At 50.1% G+C, this 16,114-nt stretch carries 15 protein-coding genes and 4 tRNA genes; 1 reads left to right on the top strand and 18 read right to left on the bottom strand.

Annotated elements, in window-relative coordinates; all coding sequences use genetic code 11:
* Positions 1–70: 70 nt before the first annotated feature.
* The 16 genes from AB8S08_RS01275 to AB8S08_RS01200 all read right to left on the bottom strand — a co-directional run bounded on the left by AB8S08_RS01275 (position 71) and on the right by AB8S08_RS01200 (position 13,290).
* A tRNA-Thr gene (locus AB8S08_RS01275) sits at positions 71–146 on the bottom strand.
* A 14-nt stretch (positions 147–160) separates the two neighbouring features.
* Positions 161–235 (bottom strand) — tRNA-Gly (locus AB8S08_RS01270).
* Positions 236–300: 65 nt separating this feature from the next.
* Positions 301–385 (bottom strand) — tRNA-Tyr (locus tag AB8S08_RS01265).
* 16 nt (positions 386–401) lie between these two features.
* Positions 402–477: transfer RNA gene (locus AB8S08_RS01260), tRNA-Thr, on the bottom strand.
* 89 nt (positions 478–566) lie between these two features.
* On the bottom strand, positions 567–1,865 hold the full coding sequence (locus AB8S08_RS01255) for an adenylosuccinate synthase (protein ID WP_110076611.1): 1,299 nt from the start codon (positions 1,863–1,865) through the stop codon (positions 567–569).
* A 91-nt stretch (positions 1,866–1,956) separates the two neighbouring features.
* Positions 1,957–3,123, bottom strand: a complete 1,167-nt coding sequence (locus tag AB8S08_RS01250) for an aminotransferase class V-fold PLP-dependent enzyme (RefSeq protein ID WP_369743150.1) — start codon at positions 3,121–3,123, stop codon at positions 1,957–1,959.
* Positions 3,124–3,229: 106 nt separating this feature from the next.
* On the bottom strand, positions 3,230–4,120 hold the full coding sequence (gene hflC, locus AB8S08_RS01245) for a protease modulator HflC (protein ID WP_369743149.1): 891 nt from the start codon (positions 4,118–4,120) through the stop codon (positions 3,230–3,232).
* Between the two features lie 3 nt (positions 4,121–4,123).
* A complete protein-coding gene (gene hflK, locus AB8S08_RS01240; RefSeq protein ID WP_369743148.1) occupies positions 4,124–5,311 on the bottom strand; it encodes an FtsH protease activity modulator HflK in 1,188 nt (395 codons plus the stop codon).
* A 43-nt stretch (positions 5,312–5,354) separates the two neighbouring features.
* The gene (gene hflX, locus AB8S08_RS01235; RefSeq protein ID WP_313933191.1) at positions 5,355–6,650 is read right to left on the bottom strand and encodes a ribosome rescue GTPase HflX; all 1,296 of its coding nucleotides are present in this window, start codon (positions 6,648–6,650) and stop codon (positions 5,355–5,357) included.
* 25 nt (positions 6,651–6,675) lie between these two features.
* Positions 6,676–6,927, bottom strand: coding sequence for an RNA chaperone Hfq (hfq, locus tag AB8S08_RS01230; protein WP_153827005.1), 252 nt, complete (start codon positions 6,925–6,927; stop codon positions 6,676–6,678).
* A 201-nt stretch (positions 6,928–7,128) separates the two neighbouring features.
* Complete coding sequence (miaA, locus tag AB8S08_RS01225) at positions 7,129–8,085, bottom strand: tRNA (adenosine(37)-N6)-dimethylallyltransferase MiaA (RefSeq protein ID WP_369743146.1); 957 nt, start codon at positions 8,083–8,085, stop codon at positions 7,129–7,131.
* On the bottom strand, positions 8,085–9,884 hold the full coding sequence (gene mutL / locus AB8S08_RS01220) for a DNA mismatch repair endonuclease MutL (RefSeq protein WP_369743144.1): 1,800 nt from the start codon (positions 9,882–9,884) through the stop codon (positions 8,085–8,087). Before mutL ends, miaA begins: the two co-directional genes overlap by 1 nt.
* A gap of 44 nt (positions 9,885–9,928) precedes the next feature.
* Entirely contained in the window at positions 9,929–11,245 is a 1,317-nt protein-coding gene (locus AB8S08_RS01215; RefSeq protein WP_369743142.1) for an N-acetylmuramoyl-L-alanine amidase, read from the bottom strand.
* Positions 11,245–11,730: a tRNA (adenosine(37)-N6)-threonylcarbamoyltransferase complex ATPase subunit type 1 TsaE gene (gene tsaE, locus AB8S08_RS01210; protein WP_110076620.1), complete on the bottom strand. Its 486-nt coding sequence runs from the start codon at positions 11,728–11,730 to the stop codon at positions 11,245–11,247. Before tsaE ends, AB8S08_RS01215 begins: the two co-directional genes overlap by 1 nt.
* Positions 11,730–11,918, bottom strand: coding sequence for an NAD(P)H-hydrate dehydratase (locus AB8S08_RS01205; RefSeq protein WP_369743139.1), 189 nt, complete (start codon positions 11,916–11,918; stop codon positions 11,730–11,732). Before AB8S08_RS01205 ends, tsaE begins: the two co-directional genes overlap by 1 nt.
* On the bottom strand, positions 11,851–13,290 hold the full coding sequence (locus AB8S08_RS01200; RefSeq protein WP_369743138.1) for an NAD(P)H-hydrate epimerase: 1,440 nt from the start codon (positions 13,288–13,290) through the stop codon (positions 11,851–11,853). Before AB8S08_RS01200 ends, AB8S08_RS01205 begins: the two co-directional genes overlap by 68 nt.
* A 37-nt stretch (positions 13,291–13,327) precedes the next feature.
* Between AB8S08_RS01200 and queG the strand changes: the two genes are divergently transcribed.
* Positions 13,328–14,494 (top strand): tRNA epoxyqueuosine(34) reductase QueG, encoded by a 1,167-nt coding sequence (queG, locus tag AB8S08_RS01195; RefSeq protein WP_369744210.1) that lies wholly within the window; start codon positions 13,328–13,330, stop codon positions 14,492–14,494.
* Between the two features lie 15 nt (positions 14,495–14,509).
* Here the strand turns inward: queG and AB8S08_RS01190 are convergent, their stop codons facing one another.
* Positions 14,510–15,271 (bottom strand): flagellar motor protein MotB, encoded by a 762-nt coding sequence (locus tag AB8S08_RS01190; protein ID WP_369743136.1) that lies wholly within the window; start codon positions 15,269–15,271, stop codon positions 14,510–14,512.
* Positions 15,268–16,110 carry a motility protein A gene (locus AB8S08_RS01185; protein WP_153827012.1) on the bottom strand — a complete coding sequence of 281 codons (843 nt, stop codon included), beginning with the start codon at positions 16,108–16,110 and terminating at the stop codon, positions 15,268–15,270. The genes AB8S08_RS01190 and AB8S08_RS01185 overlap by 4 nt, the downstream gene beginning before the upstream one ends.
* Positions 16,111–16,114: the final 4 nt, after the last annotated feature.

Genomic DNA, 16,114 nt, shown 5'->3' with positions numbered 1-16,114 from the left:
TGAAATTAAACAAAACCGGGCAGATTATGCCGAATTTGATGAGATAAGGGAAGAGTTTGGCCGGTGAAAATGGTGCTGATAGGCGGATTTGAACCGCCGACCTCACCCTTACCAAGGGTGCGCTCTACCAACTGAGCTATATCAGCACTTTCAGATTATTTGGAGCGGGTAGTGGGAATCGAACCCACATCATCAGCTTGGAAGGCTGAGGTAATAGCCATTATACGATACCCGCATGCCTTGAATCGGGCCACCTCAAACCACTCTGAACTCACCGCATTCAACAACTAATGCAGAAATTGGTGGAGGGGGCAGGATTCGAACCTGCGAAGGCTGAGCCGTCAGATTTACAGTCTGATCCCTTTGACCGCTCGGGAACCCCTCCGAACCTAATTTTGAGTTGGTGCCGGCAGAGAGAGTCGAACTCCCGACCTACTGATTACAAGTCAGTTGCTCTACCAGCTGAGCTATGCCGGCACCCCGGTTAGGTGGAGCGCATTCTATTGTATCGATTTTGATGATGCAATAGAAAATGCTATTTTTTTTGCTTTTCTGCGTTCGTTTGGTTAAATAGCGAACGGATGACGCAAAATAATGGTTTCTGCACGGTCAGGACCCGTTGAAATAATGTCCACTGGAACACCGGTTAAAACCTCGATACGTTTAATATATGCAAGGGCTGCCGTTGGCAAATCTTTGTGTTCGGTAATGCCAACAGTGCTATCTTGCCAACCTGGCATGGTCTCGTAAATAGGTTCTACGTGATCATAATCTTCCGCGGCCATCGGCGGATATTCAGTGATGTCGCCGTTAGGTAATTTATAACCCACACAGATCTTCAATTCTTCTAGACCGTCTAAGACATCGAGCTTGGTTAAGCAAAAACCGCTCACTGAGTTAATTTGTACTGCCCGACGTGCGGCTACTGCGTCAAACCAACCGGTACGACGTTTACGCCCAGTAGTAGCACCAAATTCATGGCCTTTAACACCTAAATGTTCGCCAACTGCACAATCTAACTCCGTTGGGAAAGGACCACTACCCACCCGGGTGGTGTAGGCTTTAACAATACCAAGCACGTAATCAATATAACGCGGACCGAAACCGGCACCCGTCGACACACCACCAGCGGTCGTATTTGATGAGGTCACGTATGGGTATGTACCATGGTCGATGTCTAATAAGGTGCCTTGAGCCCCCTCAAACATGATGTGCTGGCCAGCTTTACGGGTTTCATCTAACAACGATGGAATGTCGGCGATCATGTCTTTTAGTTGCTTGGCAACTTCGTGGCAATAAGCTAATACCTGGTCGGCATCAACGGCGTCGACTTTGTAGTAGTTCACTAAGGTAAAGTTATGGAACTCGACCACTTCGCGTAATTTCTCTTCAAACCGCTCTGGGTTAAATAAATCGCCTACGCGCAGGCCTCGACGCGCTACTTTATCTTCGTAGGCTGGGCCAATGCCGCGACCGGTAGTACCGATAGCTTTGTTACCACGAGCTTTTTCACGAGCTTGGTCTAGGGCAATGTGATACGGCAAAATCAATGGGCAAGCTTCACTGATGAGTAAGCGGTCGCGTACAGGTACGCCACGCTTTTCTAACATCGCAATCTCTTCCATCAAGGCTTCTGGTGAAAGTACGACACCGTTACCGATAATACATTTAACGTTGCTACGCAAAATACCTGATGGGATCAAGTGTAAGACGGTTTTTTCACCATCAATGACCAGGGTGTGACCAGCATTGTGACCGCCTTGATAGCGAACCACTAACGATGCTTTATCGGTGAGTAGGTCGACAATCTTACCTTTACCCTCATCACCCCATTGCGTACCAAGAATTACGACGTTTTTACCCATGAGTTAGATACCAGCTGTGACTGTTAGAAAAACAGGTGTTGAAAAAACAGGCGCTGATTTTAACAGGAATTGCCCTTACAAGGTAGCCCGATCAGTGGCTGCTTAACGCCTTTTTTAAGCGCTGATAGTCGGCCACATCATGGTAAAGAGCAAAGCCAAACCTTAGTCGGTTGCCTCGGTAATCGGTTTCGATACCAGCTTTGGCTAGCTTTTCAGCAAGTTGCTGCACTTGGTCTGGATTATCCAAACGAAAGGTAAAGAAATGCCCATGCTGCGCCAACGAGTTGACTAATAAACGTTGGCGATTAACTAAGGGGTGCCCTGCTTCATCTAGTACGGCCAAAAAACCCTGCTGCAATTGCTGCACATAACCATGCATGTGGTCTACGCTTAACTGTTCTTGCTGCCACCATTGCAGCACACTTTCAAGCCGGTAGAGGGCGCTAAAATCCATCGTGGAGCCGGCGAAACGCAAGCCATCGTCAGCATATTGCACCTCGCCCTGTTGGGGCTTGGCTAAGTTCGCGAAATCAGCGAACCAACCAGTGTACTCTGGGCGTAACTGGCAGCCCTTAGGCACGGCCATGAAACAACAGCCCTCGCCCGCTTGTAGATATTTGTATGCACCAGCCAAGTAAAAAATTCGGTCCGCCACGGTACTTAAGTTGGTGGGTATGGCACCGCAACCATGATAGCCATCGACCACGATAGTACTTTCAGGATCAGCTTGAGGTACCCAATCATTTAAGTCTGGGCCAACCACACCTGAGTTATAGAAAACTTGGCTGGTAAAAATAAGCGTATAAGCATCAGCTGTGACTGCCTCTAACCAGCGTTGCGGGAAGCTAGCAAAAGGTTCTGTGGCAACCACAGTCACGGTTAAGTTACTGCGCTCTTGTAGCCGCCGCAATTGGCGAGAAAAGCTGTGAAACTCGCTATCTGTGGTCAAAATCGAAACGGGTTGGCTCAGGTCAAAACAACTCATCACTCGGTACAGCAGTTCGTGGGTGTTACTGGCGAACACAAATTGCTCAGGATGAGGATGCTGCAGCAGCTCGGCTAGCAAGGTTTGTACGGCGGGTACACGTACACCAAAAATCTGGTTCCACTTATGATCGACACCTTGGGCGGTATCATCCCAATACTGGAGTTGCGCAGCACGCGTCACATCGGGCCAATAGTGATGACTATGGGGCGCGCAGTGTAAGCTATCCGGATGGCGTTGAAAGAAACCTTGGTAATACTGCTTGTAAGACATATCAGAAATTCTCAGCAAAGTAGTCGAGCGATGACCAGCAGCTTACCTACAAAAAACCCGCGGGACAACCGCGGGTTTTGATAGGTTTCAAAAGCTTAGCTCAGAGCTAGTTTTTACCACCAGTAACGTCTTTCAAATACTTGAAGAAGTCGCTGTCTGGTTCTAGCACTAACACATCATTGCCACTTTCAAAACTCTTCTGATACGCTTGCAAGCTGCGCAAGAATGAGAAGAACTCTGGGTCTTGAGTGTACACTTCAGCATAGATACCCGCGGCTTCAGCATCACCTTGGCCACGCAGTTCACGTGACTCACGCTCAGCATCAGCTAACATAACGGCTACTCGAGCATCTACATCAGCGCGGATGAATTCAGCTTGTTCACGACCTTCAGAGCGGTGCTCCATAGCTACTGCTTGGCGCTCTGCACGCATCCGTTGATAAATCGACTGGCTAACTTCGGTCGGCAAGTTGATTTGCATTACGCGCACATCAATCACCTCAATACCCAGCTCTTGAGCACTATCTGCGCCCCGAATAAGAGCTTCACGCATTAAGTTATCACGTTCACCCGACACGATTTCTTTAATGGTACGGCTACCAAATTCAGCCCGTAAACCGCTGTTCACCCGACGGGTTAACAAGGCTTCGGCTTGAGCTTGGTTACCACCATTGGTCGATAAATAGTAAGTTGCAAAATCAGAGATCCGCCACTTTACATAAGTATCTACAATCAAATCTTTCTTCTCGCTGGTAACGAAGCGATCTGGGTCACCATCAAGGGTCTTAAAACGCGCATCTAAGCGCTTAACCTGCTCAATAAAAGGCAGCTTAAAGTGTAAGCCCGGCTCAAATACGACGGCTTCGCCAGTATTTGCGTCACGTTGTACCTTACCAAATTGCACCACAATGGCGCGTTCGCCTTCTTTCACTACAAAGAGTGAAGAAACCCCAAGGGCTAAGGCGACTATAACTAAAATGGCTACTAAGTTTTTCATCGTTTACCCCCGGCCACTGTTGAAGCGGTCGCTACTACGTGTGGTATTGCTGTTAGTGCTTGCTGGGGTGTTATTCTGCGAACTTGGGTTCGTTGAATTAATCCCTTGCTGTGGCGCACGCTCTTGGCTTTGCGCTTCAGAACGGCTGCGTTGCTGCTGTTCTAAAATTTTGTCTAACGGCAAGTACATCATGTTATTGCTACCTTCAACATCCACCATCACTTTACTGGTGTTGGCATAGATAGCTTCTAACGTTTCTAAGTACAAACGTTCACGTGTAACAACTGGAGCGGCTTTGTATTGTGGCAGCAATTCTTTAAAACGTGCGACCTCACCTTGCGCCTTCAGTACCGTCTGTTCACGATAGGCTTGCGCTTCTTGCAGCACTCGACGTACTTGACCACGAGCTAGTGGTTCAATTTGACGTGCATAAGCTTCGGCTTCACGAATAAAACGCTGTTCGTCTTCTTGCGCCGAGATAGCATCATCAAAAGCGTCTTTCACAGCTTCTGGCGGACGCGCAGGCAACAAGTTCACATCAACAATTTGAATCCCTAACAGATAAGGTGCGATGATGTTGTCTAACAATTCTAACGTGTCAGCACGAACACTTTCACGTCCTACTGTTAGTACTTCATCCATGGTGGTGTGACCCACCACGTAACGCAAGGCACTGTCTGTCGCTTGGGCAAGACTGCGGTCAGCATTCTCTACTGCGTATAGATAATCGCGCGGATTGATGATGCGATACTGTACGTCTAGCTCAACATGCACCACGTTCTCGTCTTGAGTCAGCATGAAACCTTCGGACTGGAACTGTCGCACATTGCTCACGTCAACGGTTTGTACGCTATCAATGAATACTGGGCGCCAATGCAGACCTGACTCTACTAAGTTGTGGTATTGACCGAAGCGCAGCACCACCCCACGTTCGGCTTCTTTGACCGTATAAATACCCGCCAAAAACCAAACTAATAGGGCGATAATCGCAATCACACCAAAGCCCTTGCCGGATAAACCGCCACCGCTTCGATTTTGATTGTTGCCACCTTTCTTACCACCTAGGCCAAGTTTGCCTAGGAGGTTACGCACTGCTTCATCTAAATCTGGCGGACCTTGTTCGCGGCCGCCTTGTTGTTTCCATGGATCACGGTCATTGTTATTACCGTTTCCCGGTTGATTCCAGGCCATTGATTACTCCAACTCTGGGTTGCTGTTTAATTGTATTCGTTAGTTATTCTACAAAGCCTTGCAGGTTATCGCCATATTCTTCGGCCACCTGCTTACACAATCTACGCCAGTCTACTTGAGACATACGTACCTGCATTGAAAATTGTCCATCGTCCGCAGTCGTTTCTGCGGTGACACTCTTGAGTGCATACAGCTTACCACGTAATTTACCCATCGAGGGTGGAATTCGTAAGGATACGTCAACCATCTGTGGACGCAAGCGTTGCACCAAGGCTTGTTGTAACAAATCTATTCCGGCCCCACTCTGAGCTGAAAGCCATACGCGGATTGGCATGCCTTGATCATCAGTATCAATGCGCGCTACTCCATCATCAAGCTGATCGATCTTATTACAAATCAACAACTGCGGAATTTCGTCGGCACCAATTTCGGCCAGTACTTCTTCAACTTGATGGATGTTGTCTTGTTGACGGTCATCGGCCACATCAATCACGTGTAAGAGTAAATCCGCTTCTTGGGTTTCTTGTAGGGTCGCTTTAAAGGCGGCCACGAGTTCATGGGGCAAATGCCGAATAAAACCTACCGTATCGGCCAAAATAATAGGCCCCACATCGGTGAGTTCAAGCTTGCGCAAGGTTGGGTCGAGGGTAGCAAAGAGCTGGTCGGCCGCATACACCCCGGCTTCAGTGATTTTATTGAAGAGGGTCGATTTACCGGCGTTGGTGTATCCCACTAAAGATACCGTCGGAATCTCAGCGCGTTGGCGTGCGCGACGACCTTGCTCGCGCTGCTTCTGAACTTTGTCTAAGCGCCCCAAAATGTTTTTGATACGGCCACGAATTAAGCGACGGTCCGTTTCTAGCTGGGTTTCACCTGGGCCACGCAGACCAATCCCGCCTTTTTGCCGTTCTAAGTGAGTCCAGCCGCGTACCAATCGTGTTTGGATATGACGCAATTGCGCTAGTTCTACTTGCAGCTTACCTTCGTGAGTGCGGGCGCGCTGGGCAAAGATATCAAGAATCAAGCCGGTGCGGTCGAGCACACGACATTGACACAACTTTTCTAAGTTACGTTCTTGGGTAGGTGTAAGGCTGTGGTTAAAAATAACGATGTTAGCATCGAGCAAGCGCACCTGATCGGCAATTTCTTCCGCTTTACCCGAACCAACAAAATACTTAGAACTGGGTGCGCTACGCGAAGCAGTCACCACACCGAGGGTTTCAACCCCGGCGGATGACACTAATAACTTCAGTTCAGAGAGATCTTCACGATCAATTTCTGCAGGAAAATCAACGTGTACCAGGACAGCCTGTTCACCACTTTCAAACCTATCAAACAAGCTATCACTGCTCCCCTAACATCAATTAATCGATCGCTTCTTCAGAGCCTTCTGCCATAGGCAGATAATTCTGTGGAATGCGCGCTGGCACCACTGTTGAAATGGCGTGCTTATATACCATCTGGCTGACTGTATTTTTCAGCAAAATAACAAATTGATCAAAAGACTCAATTTGTCCTTGTAGTTTAATTCCATTTACTAAGTAAATCGAAACCGGCACACGCTCGCGGCGCAGTGCATTCAAAAAAGGGTCTTGTAGAGTTTGCCCCTTGGCCATAATAGTGCGTCCTTTTTTTTGTTATTGTGAGTGCCTAGCAACATACTACTGCGCTAAAACGTGCCAGCCACTTAAAATATAGACAATTTTTTTAAATAGTGTAACTCAGAACCATTTTATTTCAGTTAATACTGAATATAGGGATTAGTTTAAGCTTTTCAAGGAGCAATTGAACGATAGTTTGTTCGATTGCTGCTATCGCTAAAGCAACTCAGCGAATACTTCGCCTGGCTGTTGCTGGCAGTAAGCAATCGCTTGGGCCGCTAAATCATCCGCATCCGTATCTAACCAATGCACCCCGGGCCATTTGCGCAGCCAAGTTAACTGCCGCTTGGCTAATTGCCGAGTGGCGGCAATACCGCGCTCGACCATCTCGTCATAACTGCACTCGCCAGCTAAATACTGCCAAGCCTGACGATACCCCACACAGCGTAACGCGGGTAAATCGAGATGCAAATCGGACCGCTGTCTTAATTGTTCGACCTCGGCGAGAAAATCTTGTTCCAACATTTGTAAAAATCTTACCTTAATACGCTCGTGCAAGACGCTGCGATCATGGGGCGCCACGGCTAATTGCAGTACCGGATAGGGTAATGCTCCAGTGCGCTGGGTGGTAAGTTCAGTAAGCGTTTGACCACTGCTTAAATAGACTTCCAGGGCCCTTACTAAGCGCTGGGGATCATGCGGATGAATCCGTGCGGCACTCACCGGGTCTATCTGTTCTAGGCGCTGATGTAGAGCATGGGTACCTGCGCTAGCAACTTGTTCAAGTAGCTGCTGGCGAATGCCCGGGTCTGCTTCAGGCAAGTCGGACATGCCTTCTAGCAAGGCTTTGAAATACAACATGGTACCGCCTACCAGCAATGGAATGCGGCCACGCGCCAGAATGGCTTCTATTTCTTCGCGCGCATCGGCTGCAAATTGTGCCGCTGAATAGCTTTCGCTAGGGTCACAGATGTCAATCAATCGATGCGGTGCTTGCGCTTGTTCAGCGGCACTTGGCTTCGCGGTTCCGATATCCATACCGCGATAGATCAGGGCAGAATCCACCGAGATAATATCGCAGGGTAACGCCTGTGTTAGCGCAATAGCTAAGCCTGTTTTGCCGGCTGCCGTGGGCCCGTAAAGGCAAATGACTTTATTGGTAAAAGTGGTCATCAAGTTTCCTTAGCCGTGTCCGTACTGCTGACTTCAGGTGGCAATGAAAGAGCATACAAATAGTCAGCAATAGGGTCTTGTAGCCACTGCTGTAACCAGTGTTCAGCTTGGCTTAAATTGAACTGGGACAACACCTGGAACTGGGCCAGCCAACGGAATAACTGCGGGCTGTCCAACTGCTTAACCAGTTCCGCTAAGGTAACTGCGAGGTTGGTTTGCCGCAGCATGGATGGCACTTCTAACAAGGTGACCCGATTGCGGCCAAACTCACAACGGACCCCTAAGCGCGCCAACTGTTCAGCGGGAACAGCCCGTAATGCTGCGATCAAGGGCGCATCCTGTAATTGCAACGGTATCAACAGGGGTTGCCCAGCTAACCCTAATTGCCATTGTTGCTGCAATTGTTTGCTCAGCACATGCTGCTGTACTGCAGCTAAATCTAACAGCGCCAGCAGGTGCTGCTGAGAACCCAATTCAACCTGCTGCAATAAGGCAAAACGTTGCTGGATTACCGATAATAATTTAGGACCGGTGACAGCTGACTCAGGCTGACTGGGAGCAGCCACTTGCTGCAACTGAGCCAAACTTGGGTGGGCTTGAGCGCGCTGCGGAAACAGCTGACTATGGCGTGGTTGTAACTCTTGCACCTGCTGACTGAGCTGACTGCTGGCCGGCTGATAACCATGCTGTGGTGGCGCTGCCACAAACTTGCTGGCATCCGCTGCGCCGGCACCATGAGGCGCTGCCGTAGCACCGCGGCGGGCGGTGCTTGGAGCTTGTTGCAAGGCAGTGCGCACAGCTGCTAACACAAAGTCATGAATCTGCCGCGCTTGATGAAAGCGCACTTCATGCTTGGCCGGATGCACATTCACATCCACGTCTTGGGGCGGTAATTCTAGATACAACACAAACGTGGGAACTCGATGTTGCCCCATGCTATCGCTACTGGGGTCCGCTAACCCGCTAGCTTCACCGTAAGCTTGTCGCACCGCATGCGCCAGCAAGCGATCTTTCATCATCCTACCATTAACATAAAAGTACTGAATATCTGCCTGATGGCGACATTCTTCTGGCGCTGCGACCCAACCCCATAGGCGCACTGGACCACTAGCATGCTCCACCGCTAAGGCTGGATCGGTAAATTGCCGACCACACACTTGGCTGATGCGTTGTAATGCATCTTGTTGCGCCGATACCGCAGGGTAGTTACGCACCGGTTTATCGTTGTGGTTCAGGCTAAAACGCACCCCAAAACGAGCCAGTGCAATACGCCGTACGACCTCGTCGATATGGGCAAATTCAGTTTTGTCAGTGCGCAAAAATTTGCGCCGCGCCGGTGTGTTAAAAAACAGATCTTGCACATCAACGGTAGTCCCATCCGGGTGACTTGCTGGAGCGATTTCAGCCTGCATATCGCGCCCTTCTACCCAAGCCTGCCAAGCCTCGGCTTGCTGCGCTGGCTTTGAGGTTAGGGTTAAACGTGATACTGAACTAATACTGGCTAAGGCTTCGCCTCTAAAGCCTAAGCTTTGAATCGCCTCGAGATCGTTGAGACTGCTGATTTTACTGGTGGCATGTCGACTAAGGGCTAAACCTAATTCAGCTTTGACAATACCAGTACCATCATCGCGAATACGAATACGCCGTCGACCACCTTGCTCAATATCAATGACAATATGGCTGGCACCTGCATCTAGACAGTTTTCCACCAGCTCTTTCACTACCGACGCGGGACGCTCGATCACCTCGCCTGCGGCAATTTGGTTGGCTAAACTGATCGGCAATAATTGAATCGGCATAACTGGCGTGCTCGTAGCTGGTGAGTCCGAAATAAATCAGGGTGTTATGGGATGTCTAGCACTTGCCCAACTTGCAGTACATTACTGGTTAGGTTGTTCCGTGTTTTCAATGCTTTGACGGTTGTATTGTAGCGCTTTGCAATCACCGATAACGACTCACCAGATTTTACCACATGTTGCGCCGCACGGCTTGATACAAACGACGATCCATCGGGCGGACGCCGAGTAAAGTAATCGCGTATCCCTTGATAAATGGCGCGCGCCATCCGCTGCTGATAGGCGTTGCTTAACAGTTGCTGTTCTTCTTGTGGATTTGAGATAAAACCGGTTTCCACCAAAATCGAGGGTTTACCTGACGTAAGCACGGCAAAACTAGCATGTTGCGGTTTGTCTTTGTGCATAATGGCAATGCCATCCATATGCTTGATGACATCTTCGGCCACTTCAAAACCGGCACTCATGGCATGGCCCATGGTCATATCAATGAGAGCTTTGTTTAAGTAACCGTGGGTATCGTCAGACTCTACCCGCAAATCGATGCCTCCAAGCACATCAGACAGCCGCTCTTTATCCTCTAACATACGACCCATTTCAGTGGTGGCGCGACGTGAGGACAGCACCCACACCGACCCACCACGGGGTTTCGGTGAGGTAAAAGCATCCGCATGAATGGATACCAGCAAATCGGCCTCAATTTCTTGGGCTTTGCGGGCGCGCGCTTTGAGACCCACGTAATAGTCACCACTGCGAATCAAGTAGGCCTGCATAGCTGGATCTTGGTTGATCATATCCGCTAGCGCTTTCGATATTTTCAACACAATATCTTTTTCGTAGGCTCCCGATGGCCCAATCGAACCGGGATCATCGCCACCATGCCCAGCATCGATGGCAATGGTCACTTTTCTTTCTTGTAATTCATCGGCACGTAACGGGGTATTTTTGCGCTCAATCGATCGCCCTTTTAAATCGATTACTAAGCGCTCACCATATTGCTCGTTGGCCCGCACCGGAAAAATGTCAAATTCAATCTTGTCGTTGAGCTCAATCACAACACGAGTGGATTGCTTGTTTTTGGGAGTACTGGTACGAATTTTCTTAATCAACAGTGAGTTATTTTCCACTTTGGCTAAGTCAACCTTGAGAGCGGTTTGGTTAAAATCAATCACCAGCCGATAGGGTGTTTGTTGATACAAGGTAAAATAACTAAAATCAGGAGTTGCAGACAGATCAAAAACGACCCGCGTATTATCAGGCGCAGGCCACATTCGTACATTGTTGATGCTGTTAACTTGCACCGAGAAACTGGTGGTACTGAACAGCAGCAAACTGCAACTAATAAAAATGCGTATCCAATAGGGCATTAAAGTGTTTCGAGAACCGCTCGACCTCGTGTTGTTAGCGCATGTATCGTCATAGTTCGACCCGGTTGGGCATAGTCTATGGTTATAGTTATATCAGCTTCGGGTAAGTATCCTGTCCCTCGCTGCGGCCATTCGGCTAAAATAATCTGATGATCTCCAAGGTAATCGCGGATGCCCATGAATTCAAGTTCTTCTGGATCAGCAAGCCGATACAAATCAAAGTGATGAATGGTCCAAGGACTCAATTCATAAGTCTCTACCAAGGTGTAAGTAGGGCTTTTCACTGCACCTTGGTGGCCCAAGGTCTGGATAAAGCCCCGGCTAAAAGTGGTTTTACCTGCACCTAGATCACCGTACAAATAACAAGTAAAGGCAGTTGCAGCAGGCCCCGCCTGTTGTAATAGCTTAGTGGTGTTACGGGCTAATTGTTGCGCTACCTGCAGTAGCTCTGCTTCGGTGGCTGCGCTACGAATAATAGTTGTCATCAAGGATTCACCAAGGCTCTGAGTTCATTCACAATATCGCTTGCTATAGTACCACGTTCTCCGGCTTGCGCAGCATTTTCGCCAGCAACGGCATGCACCCAAACTGCAGTCGCTACCAGTTCATGCAAAGCTGCAGCTGAAGGTTGCCGATGCTGCGCTAGCAAGGCCCCTAAGAGGCCACTGAGCACATCGCCCGAGCCGGCTGTTGCCCAAGGCCGAGCTACCACGCTCACACACTAAGATGCGCTCAATTTGGTGTGCTGGCCCGGCAATTAAGGTTCCTGCTCCTTTGAGTAGCACCTCGGCGTTAAAGTTCGTGACTAATTGCGTTAACGCTTCGTATCGATCCGCTTCCACCACGGCCGTCATATTCTCATCCGCAAACCGAGTGCTCATCACAGACCGTAACAAGCGACCCGCCTCTGCGGGATGCGGAGTTAATACCCACTGCCGTAAGTTGGGTGACGGCTCGCCCTGCGGCAACTGCGCTAAGAGATTGAGGGCGTCGGCATCGGCAACCACCGGCGGTAGCGGCCCTGTAAGCTCCGTGTGCCAATCTAACAACTGCTGTAGCTGCTGTTGCGCCCAAGCATCACGACCTAATCCCGGCCCAATCACGATAGCATCCGCTTGCTCAAGCCAAGGGATAAGGCCTTTTTCATCGGTGCCATGCACCATGAGTTCGGGCTGCGCTTGCGCAATAATGGCAAGTGTGTGCGGATGCGTAACCAGAGTGACCTTACCCGCACCGCTGCGTAAGGCTGCCCGCCCAGCCAAAATAGCCGCGCCACTCATACCAGGCCCGCCAGCAATCAAAACAAGATGACCATGGTCACCTTTGTGCGAGCTAGGCTTTCGTTTCGCCAACCAGCGCTGCGCTAGCTCTGGCTGCACCAGCTCAGCCATGGCCGGCTGCTTGCTAAAGGCTGCGCCGATGCCCATTTCGGCCAAGCTCAGCTGCCCTACGTAATCTTTGGCCTTACCTGTTACTAGTCCTGCTTTTATCGCTACCATAGTCACGGTGTGTGCTGCGGTTACCGCAATGGGTTGCGGTTGCCCGGTATCACTGTTTAATCCGGTTGGCACGTCCACACTCAACACCCAAGCGGTGTTAGCTGCGGCATTGATAGCCTGCACCGCAGCTAGGTAAAAACCAGCCAGAGGCCGGGTAAGTCCACTGCCAAGCACAGCATCAACAAGGATCTGGTAGCCGTGTAAGCTATCGATGCTACCCTGCCAGCGACCGCCCTCCGCCTGCCACGCCGCCTGTGCTTGTTGTGCTAGCTTGGTAGTTGGGGGCACCGCATAAACCGTCACCTGATAGCCCGCGGCTTGAGCCAGTCGTGCCAGCACCCAACCATCGCCACCGTTATTGCCAGGGCCACAGACAATCGCCACCCTGGCTGGTGCGGCGCAGTGATCCTGGATGGCCTGCAGACATGCTTGGGCAGCCGCTTGCATCAGTTGCGCCATACTCAAGCCAATCGCTGCGGCAGCTGCTTGCTCACCCCTACGAACCTGTTCGGTGCGATATATCAAGTGCGATAATTGTGCCACCATGAGTCTCCCTATCGTGCGTTTTTGCCCAGATTTTGCTATGTTAGCCAACATCAACCGCAGGCATACCTACAAGAGTACGACACCATTCATGGATTATCATCAACTAGCTGCAGATATCAAACAATGGGGCCGCGACTTGGGCTTTCAGAAGGTCGGTATTACCGACGTTGACCTGAGCACTGAGCAGCAGCACTTAGAACGTTGGCTGGCAGCGGGTATGCATGGTGATATGGAATGGATGGCGCGACATGCGGAGTTACGCACCCGACCTGATCAACTGCATCCCGGTGCCGTGCGTGCGATTTCGGTGCGGATGAATTATTTACCGGCTGAAGCTGGCTTTGCTAAAACCCTGAAAAATCCTCGTTTAGGCTACATTAGTCGCTATGCGCTTGGGCGCGACTATCATAAATTAATGCGAAAACGCCTAAAACAACTCGGCGATAAGATACAAGCTGCATGTGCTGAGCTAGATTTTCGCCCCTTTGTGGATTCAGCTCCGATCATGGAGAAGCCACTAGCTATCAAAGCAGGTTTAGGTTGGCGTGGTAAACATACCTTAGTGCTTGATGAAGCCCATGGCTCTTGGTTTTTCTTGGGTGAACTGCTGGTTAATCTACCTCTACCGATGGATTCACCCGTAGCCGAAAAATGTGGTAGCTGTAGTGCCTGCATGACTATTTGCCCTACCCAAGCCATTGTCGAGCCCTATGTGTTAGACGCGCGTCGCTGTATTTCTTATTTAACCATTGAGCTCAAGCAAAGTATTCCGGAAGAATTTCGGCCGCTGATTGGCAATCGCATCTACGGTTGTGACGACTGCCAATTGATTTGTCCTTGGAATCGTTACGCCCACCTAACCGATGAAGCCGATTTTTCTCCGCGCCAGCACTTGCATGCTCCTGAACTACTGCAATTGTGGGCTTGGGATGAGGACACTTTTTTGCGACAAACTGAAGGTTCGCCGATTCGGCGGATTGGCCATGAATGTTGGCAGCGGAATATTGCGGTGGCCTTAGGCAATGCGCCAGCCGATGCTGCTATTATCGAGGCCTTGCAGCAGCGTCGAGATAGCGCTAGCGTTATGGTTCAAGAGCATATTGATTGGGCCTTAGCGCGGCAACAAGCAGGTTTAGGCAAAGTTGAAAAGCAAGTGCTAAGGCTGGTACGTGCGGTAGAAAAAGGCATGCCGCGAGATGCTTAAGGCCCAGCGCTGGAGCTATTCAACTTCGGTTAGTACCACGTTAACTCGACGGTTTTCGCTGCGTCCAGCTGCGGTAGTATTAGTCTGCAGCGGCGCACTATCTGCATAGCCGACAGCTCGCATCCGCTCTGGAGCTATGCCTTGCTCTGCTAAAAAGCGTACCACCACACTAGCCCGCGCGGCAGATAACTCCCAGTTGCTAGGAAACCGCTGATTACTGATCGGGATGTTATCCGTATGCCCCTCAACGCTGATAAGCAGCTGATTTTTCTTCAACACCTCAGTTAGGGTTTGCATCACCTGGGCGGCCTGCTGATTAAATTCAGCTTCGCCGCTGTTAAATAAAATCTTGTCTTTAAGCTTAATATTAACTTTACCGGGCGAGGTGCTTACTTCTACTCCATCGGCTAAACCACTACTGGCAAACTGCGCCTGCAATTCGCTTTCAGTTAGTGCTAAGCCTGCTGACTGCCCTGCTGCGGCTTGCAATACTTGCTCGGATGGGCTCGGCGAGCCGGACAAGTCAGCATTGGCGAGCAAAATAACAAACAACACCAATAGCAGGGTCAGCAAGTCCATGTAGGTAGTAACCCAACTGTCTTCCTCATCAACGGGCTGGTCATGCAGTGCCGCCACTCCATGCCCGAATAGACGTGCTGAAGCACCGCGATGCTCACGATGAGGTTCGCGATGTAAGTTGGCGGCTGCGTCCGAAGCTTTGGCTTGGGGGCCGCCGCTACGTTCCATCAGCTCATGTAAAGTAGGTTCGTTGCTCATAGCCGCTCAGATCTACCCTTGCCTAAACCTTCATGGAGCCCATTTTTCGCGGCAATATCGTTAGCCTCGTTGATATCCAGCTCATCTTCTACATGGGCGAAGAAGGTAGCTAAATATTCGCGAATGTAGGCTGGGCTGCGACCACGAGCAATCAGCAAGATGCCTTCTAAGATCATATTCATGAGCTGCACGCGACTCTCGGTGCGACGCTCAAATTTAATCGCAATCGGCTTGAACAACATGTTCGCCAAAACTACCCCGTACAGCGTCGTTAATAACGCAAAGGCCATGTCTACGCCAATCTCGCTCATGCTGCTCTGGCCCATGCCATGCAACATGTTAACCAGGCCAACCAAGGTACCCAACATACCAAACGCGGGTGCAAAAGTGGCCATAGTGCGATACACCTGAGCTTCGGCGCGCTCTTTTAACTTAGTCCGCAGAATTCGCCATTCTAACAACTCAGCGATATCTTCGGTCGGCGTGCGGTCGATGAGTAACTGTAAACCGGTTTTTAAAAACGGGTTTTGTACCTGGTTTAATTGATCTTCAGCATTGGCAATACGTCCCTGTACTAACTGTCGTGCCACCTCAACCAGTTCGCGCTGGTCATCTTCGGCGTACATTTTTTCGTTACGCAGCACAATCCACAGTATCTTGAACACCCGCACCACATCACGGAGTGGGTATGCCAACAAGGTCGCCGCAAAGGTACCGCCTAGCACTATGGCTAAGCCTGGTAGATTGATAAAGGACCAAGCATCGGCTGCGGTTAGCATCACCGATAGCACCACGATAGCAATGCCCGAAAGCATGCCAATAAGAGTTGATAAATTCATACGG

Origin of the sequence: Pseudidiomarina sp. PP-1MA (assembly GCF_041200125.1) — a bacterium.
GTDB classification, from domain to species: domain Bacteria; phylum Pseudomonadota; class Gammaproteobacteria; order Enterobacterales; family Alteromonadaceae; genus Pseudidiomarina; species Pseudidiomarina fusca.
The sequence above is the reverse complement of the archived record's forward strand: the minus strand, read 5'-3'. Positions and strand labels throughout refer to the sequence as shown.

Bases quoted from the DNA above. Each gene is read 5' to 3' on its own strand.
- AB8S08_RS01200 (WP_369743138.1), bottom strand. From the start codon at position 13,290: ATGGTGGCACAATTATCGCACTTGATATATCGCACCGAACAGGTTCGT.
- AB8S08_RS01185 (WP_153827012.1), bottom strand. From the start codon at position 16,110: ATGAATTTATCAACTCTTATTGGCATGCTTTCGGGCATTGCTATCGTG.
- hflK (WP_369743148.1), bottom strand. From the start codon at position 5,311: ATGGCCTGGAATCAACCGGGAAACGGTAATAACAATGACCGTGATCCA.
- tsaE (WP_110076620.1), bottom strand. From the start codon at position 11,730: ATGACAACTATTATTCGTAGCGCAGCCACCGAAGCAGAGCTACTGCAG.
- hflC (WP_369743149.1), bottom strand. From the start codon at position 4,120: ATGAAAAACTTAGTAGCCATTTTAGTTATAGTCGCCTTAGCCCTTGGG.
- queG (WP_369744210.1), top strand. From the start codon at position 13,328: ATGTTAGCCAACATCAACCGCAGGCATACCTACAAGAGTACGACACCA.
- AB8S08_RS01255 (WP_110076611.1), bottom strand. From the start codon at position 1,865: ATGGGTAAAAACGTCGTAATTCTTGGTACGCAATGGGGTGATGAGGGT.
- miaA (WP_369743146.1), bottom strand. From the start codon at position 8,085: ATGACCACTTTTACCAATAAAGTCATTTGCCTTTACGGGCCCACGGCA.
- mutL (WP_369743144.1), bottom strand. From the start codon at position 9,884: ATGCCGATTCAATTATTGCCGATCAGTTTAGCCAACCAAATTGCCGCA.
- AB8S08_RS01215 (WP_369743142.1), bottom strand. From the start codon at position 11,245: ATGCCCTATTGGATACGCATTTTTATTAGTTGCAGTTTGCTGCTGTTC.
- hfq (WP_153827005.1), bottom strand. From the start codon at position 6,927: ATGGCCAAGGGGCAAACTCTACAAGACCCTTTTTTGAATGCACTGCGC.
- AB8S08_RS01190 (WP_369743136.1), bottom strand. From the start codon at position 15,271: ATGAGCAACGAACCTACTTTACATGAGCTGATGGAACGTAGCGGCGGC.
- AB8S08_RS01250 (WP_369743150.1), bottom strand. From the start codon at position 3,123: ATGTCTTACAAGCAGTATTACCAAGGTTTCTTTCAACGCCATCCGGAT.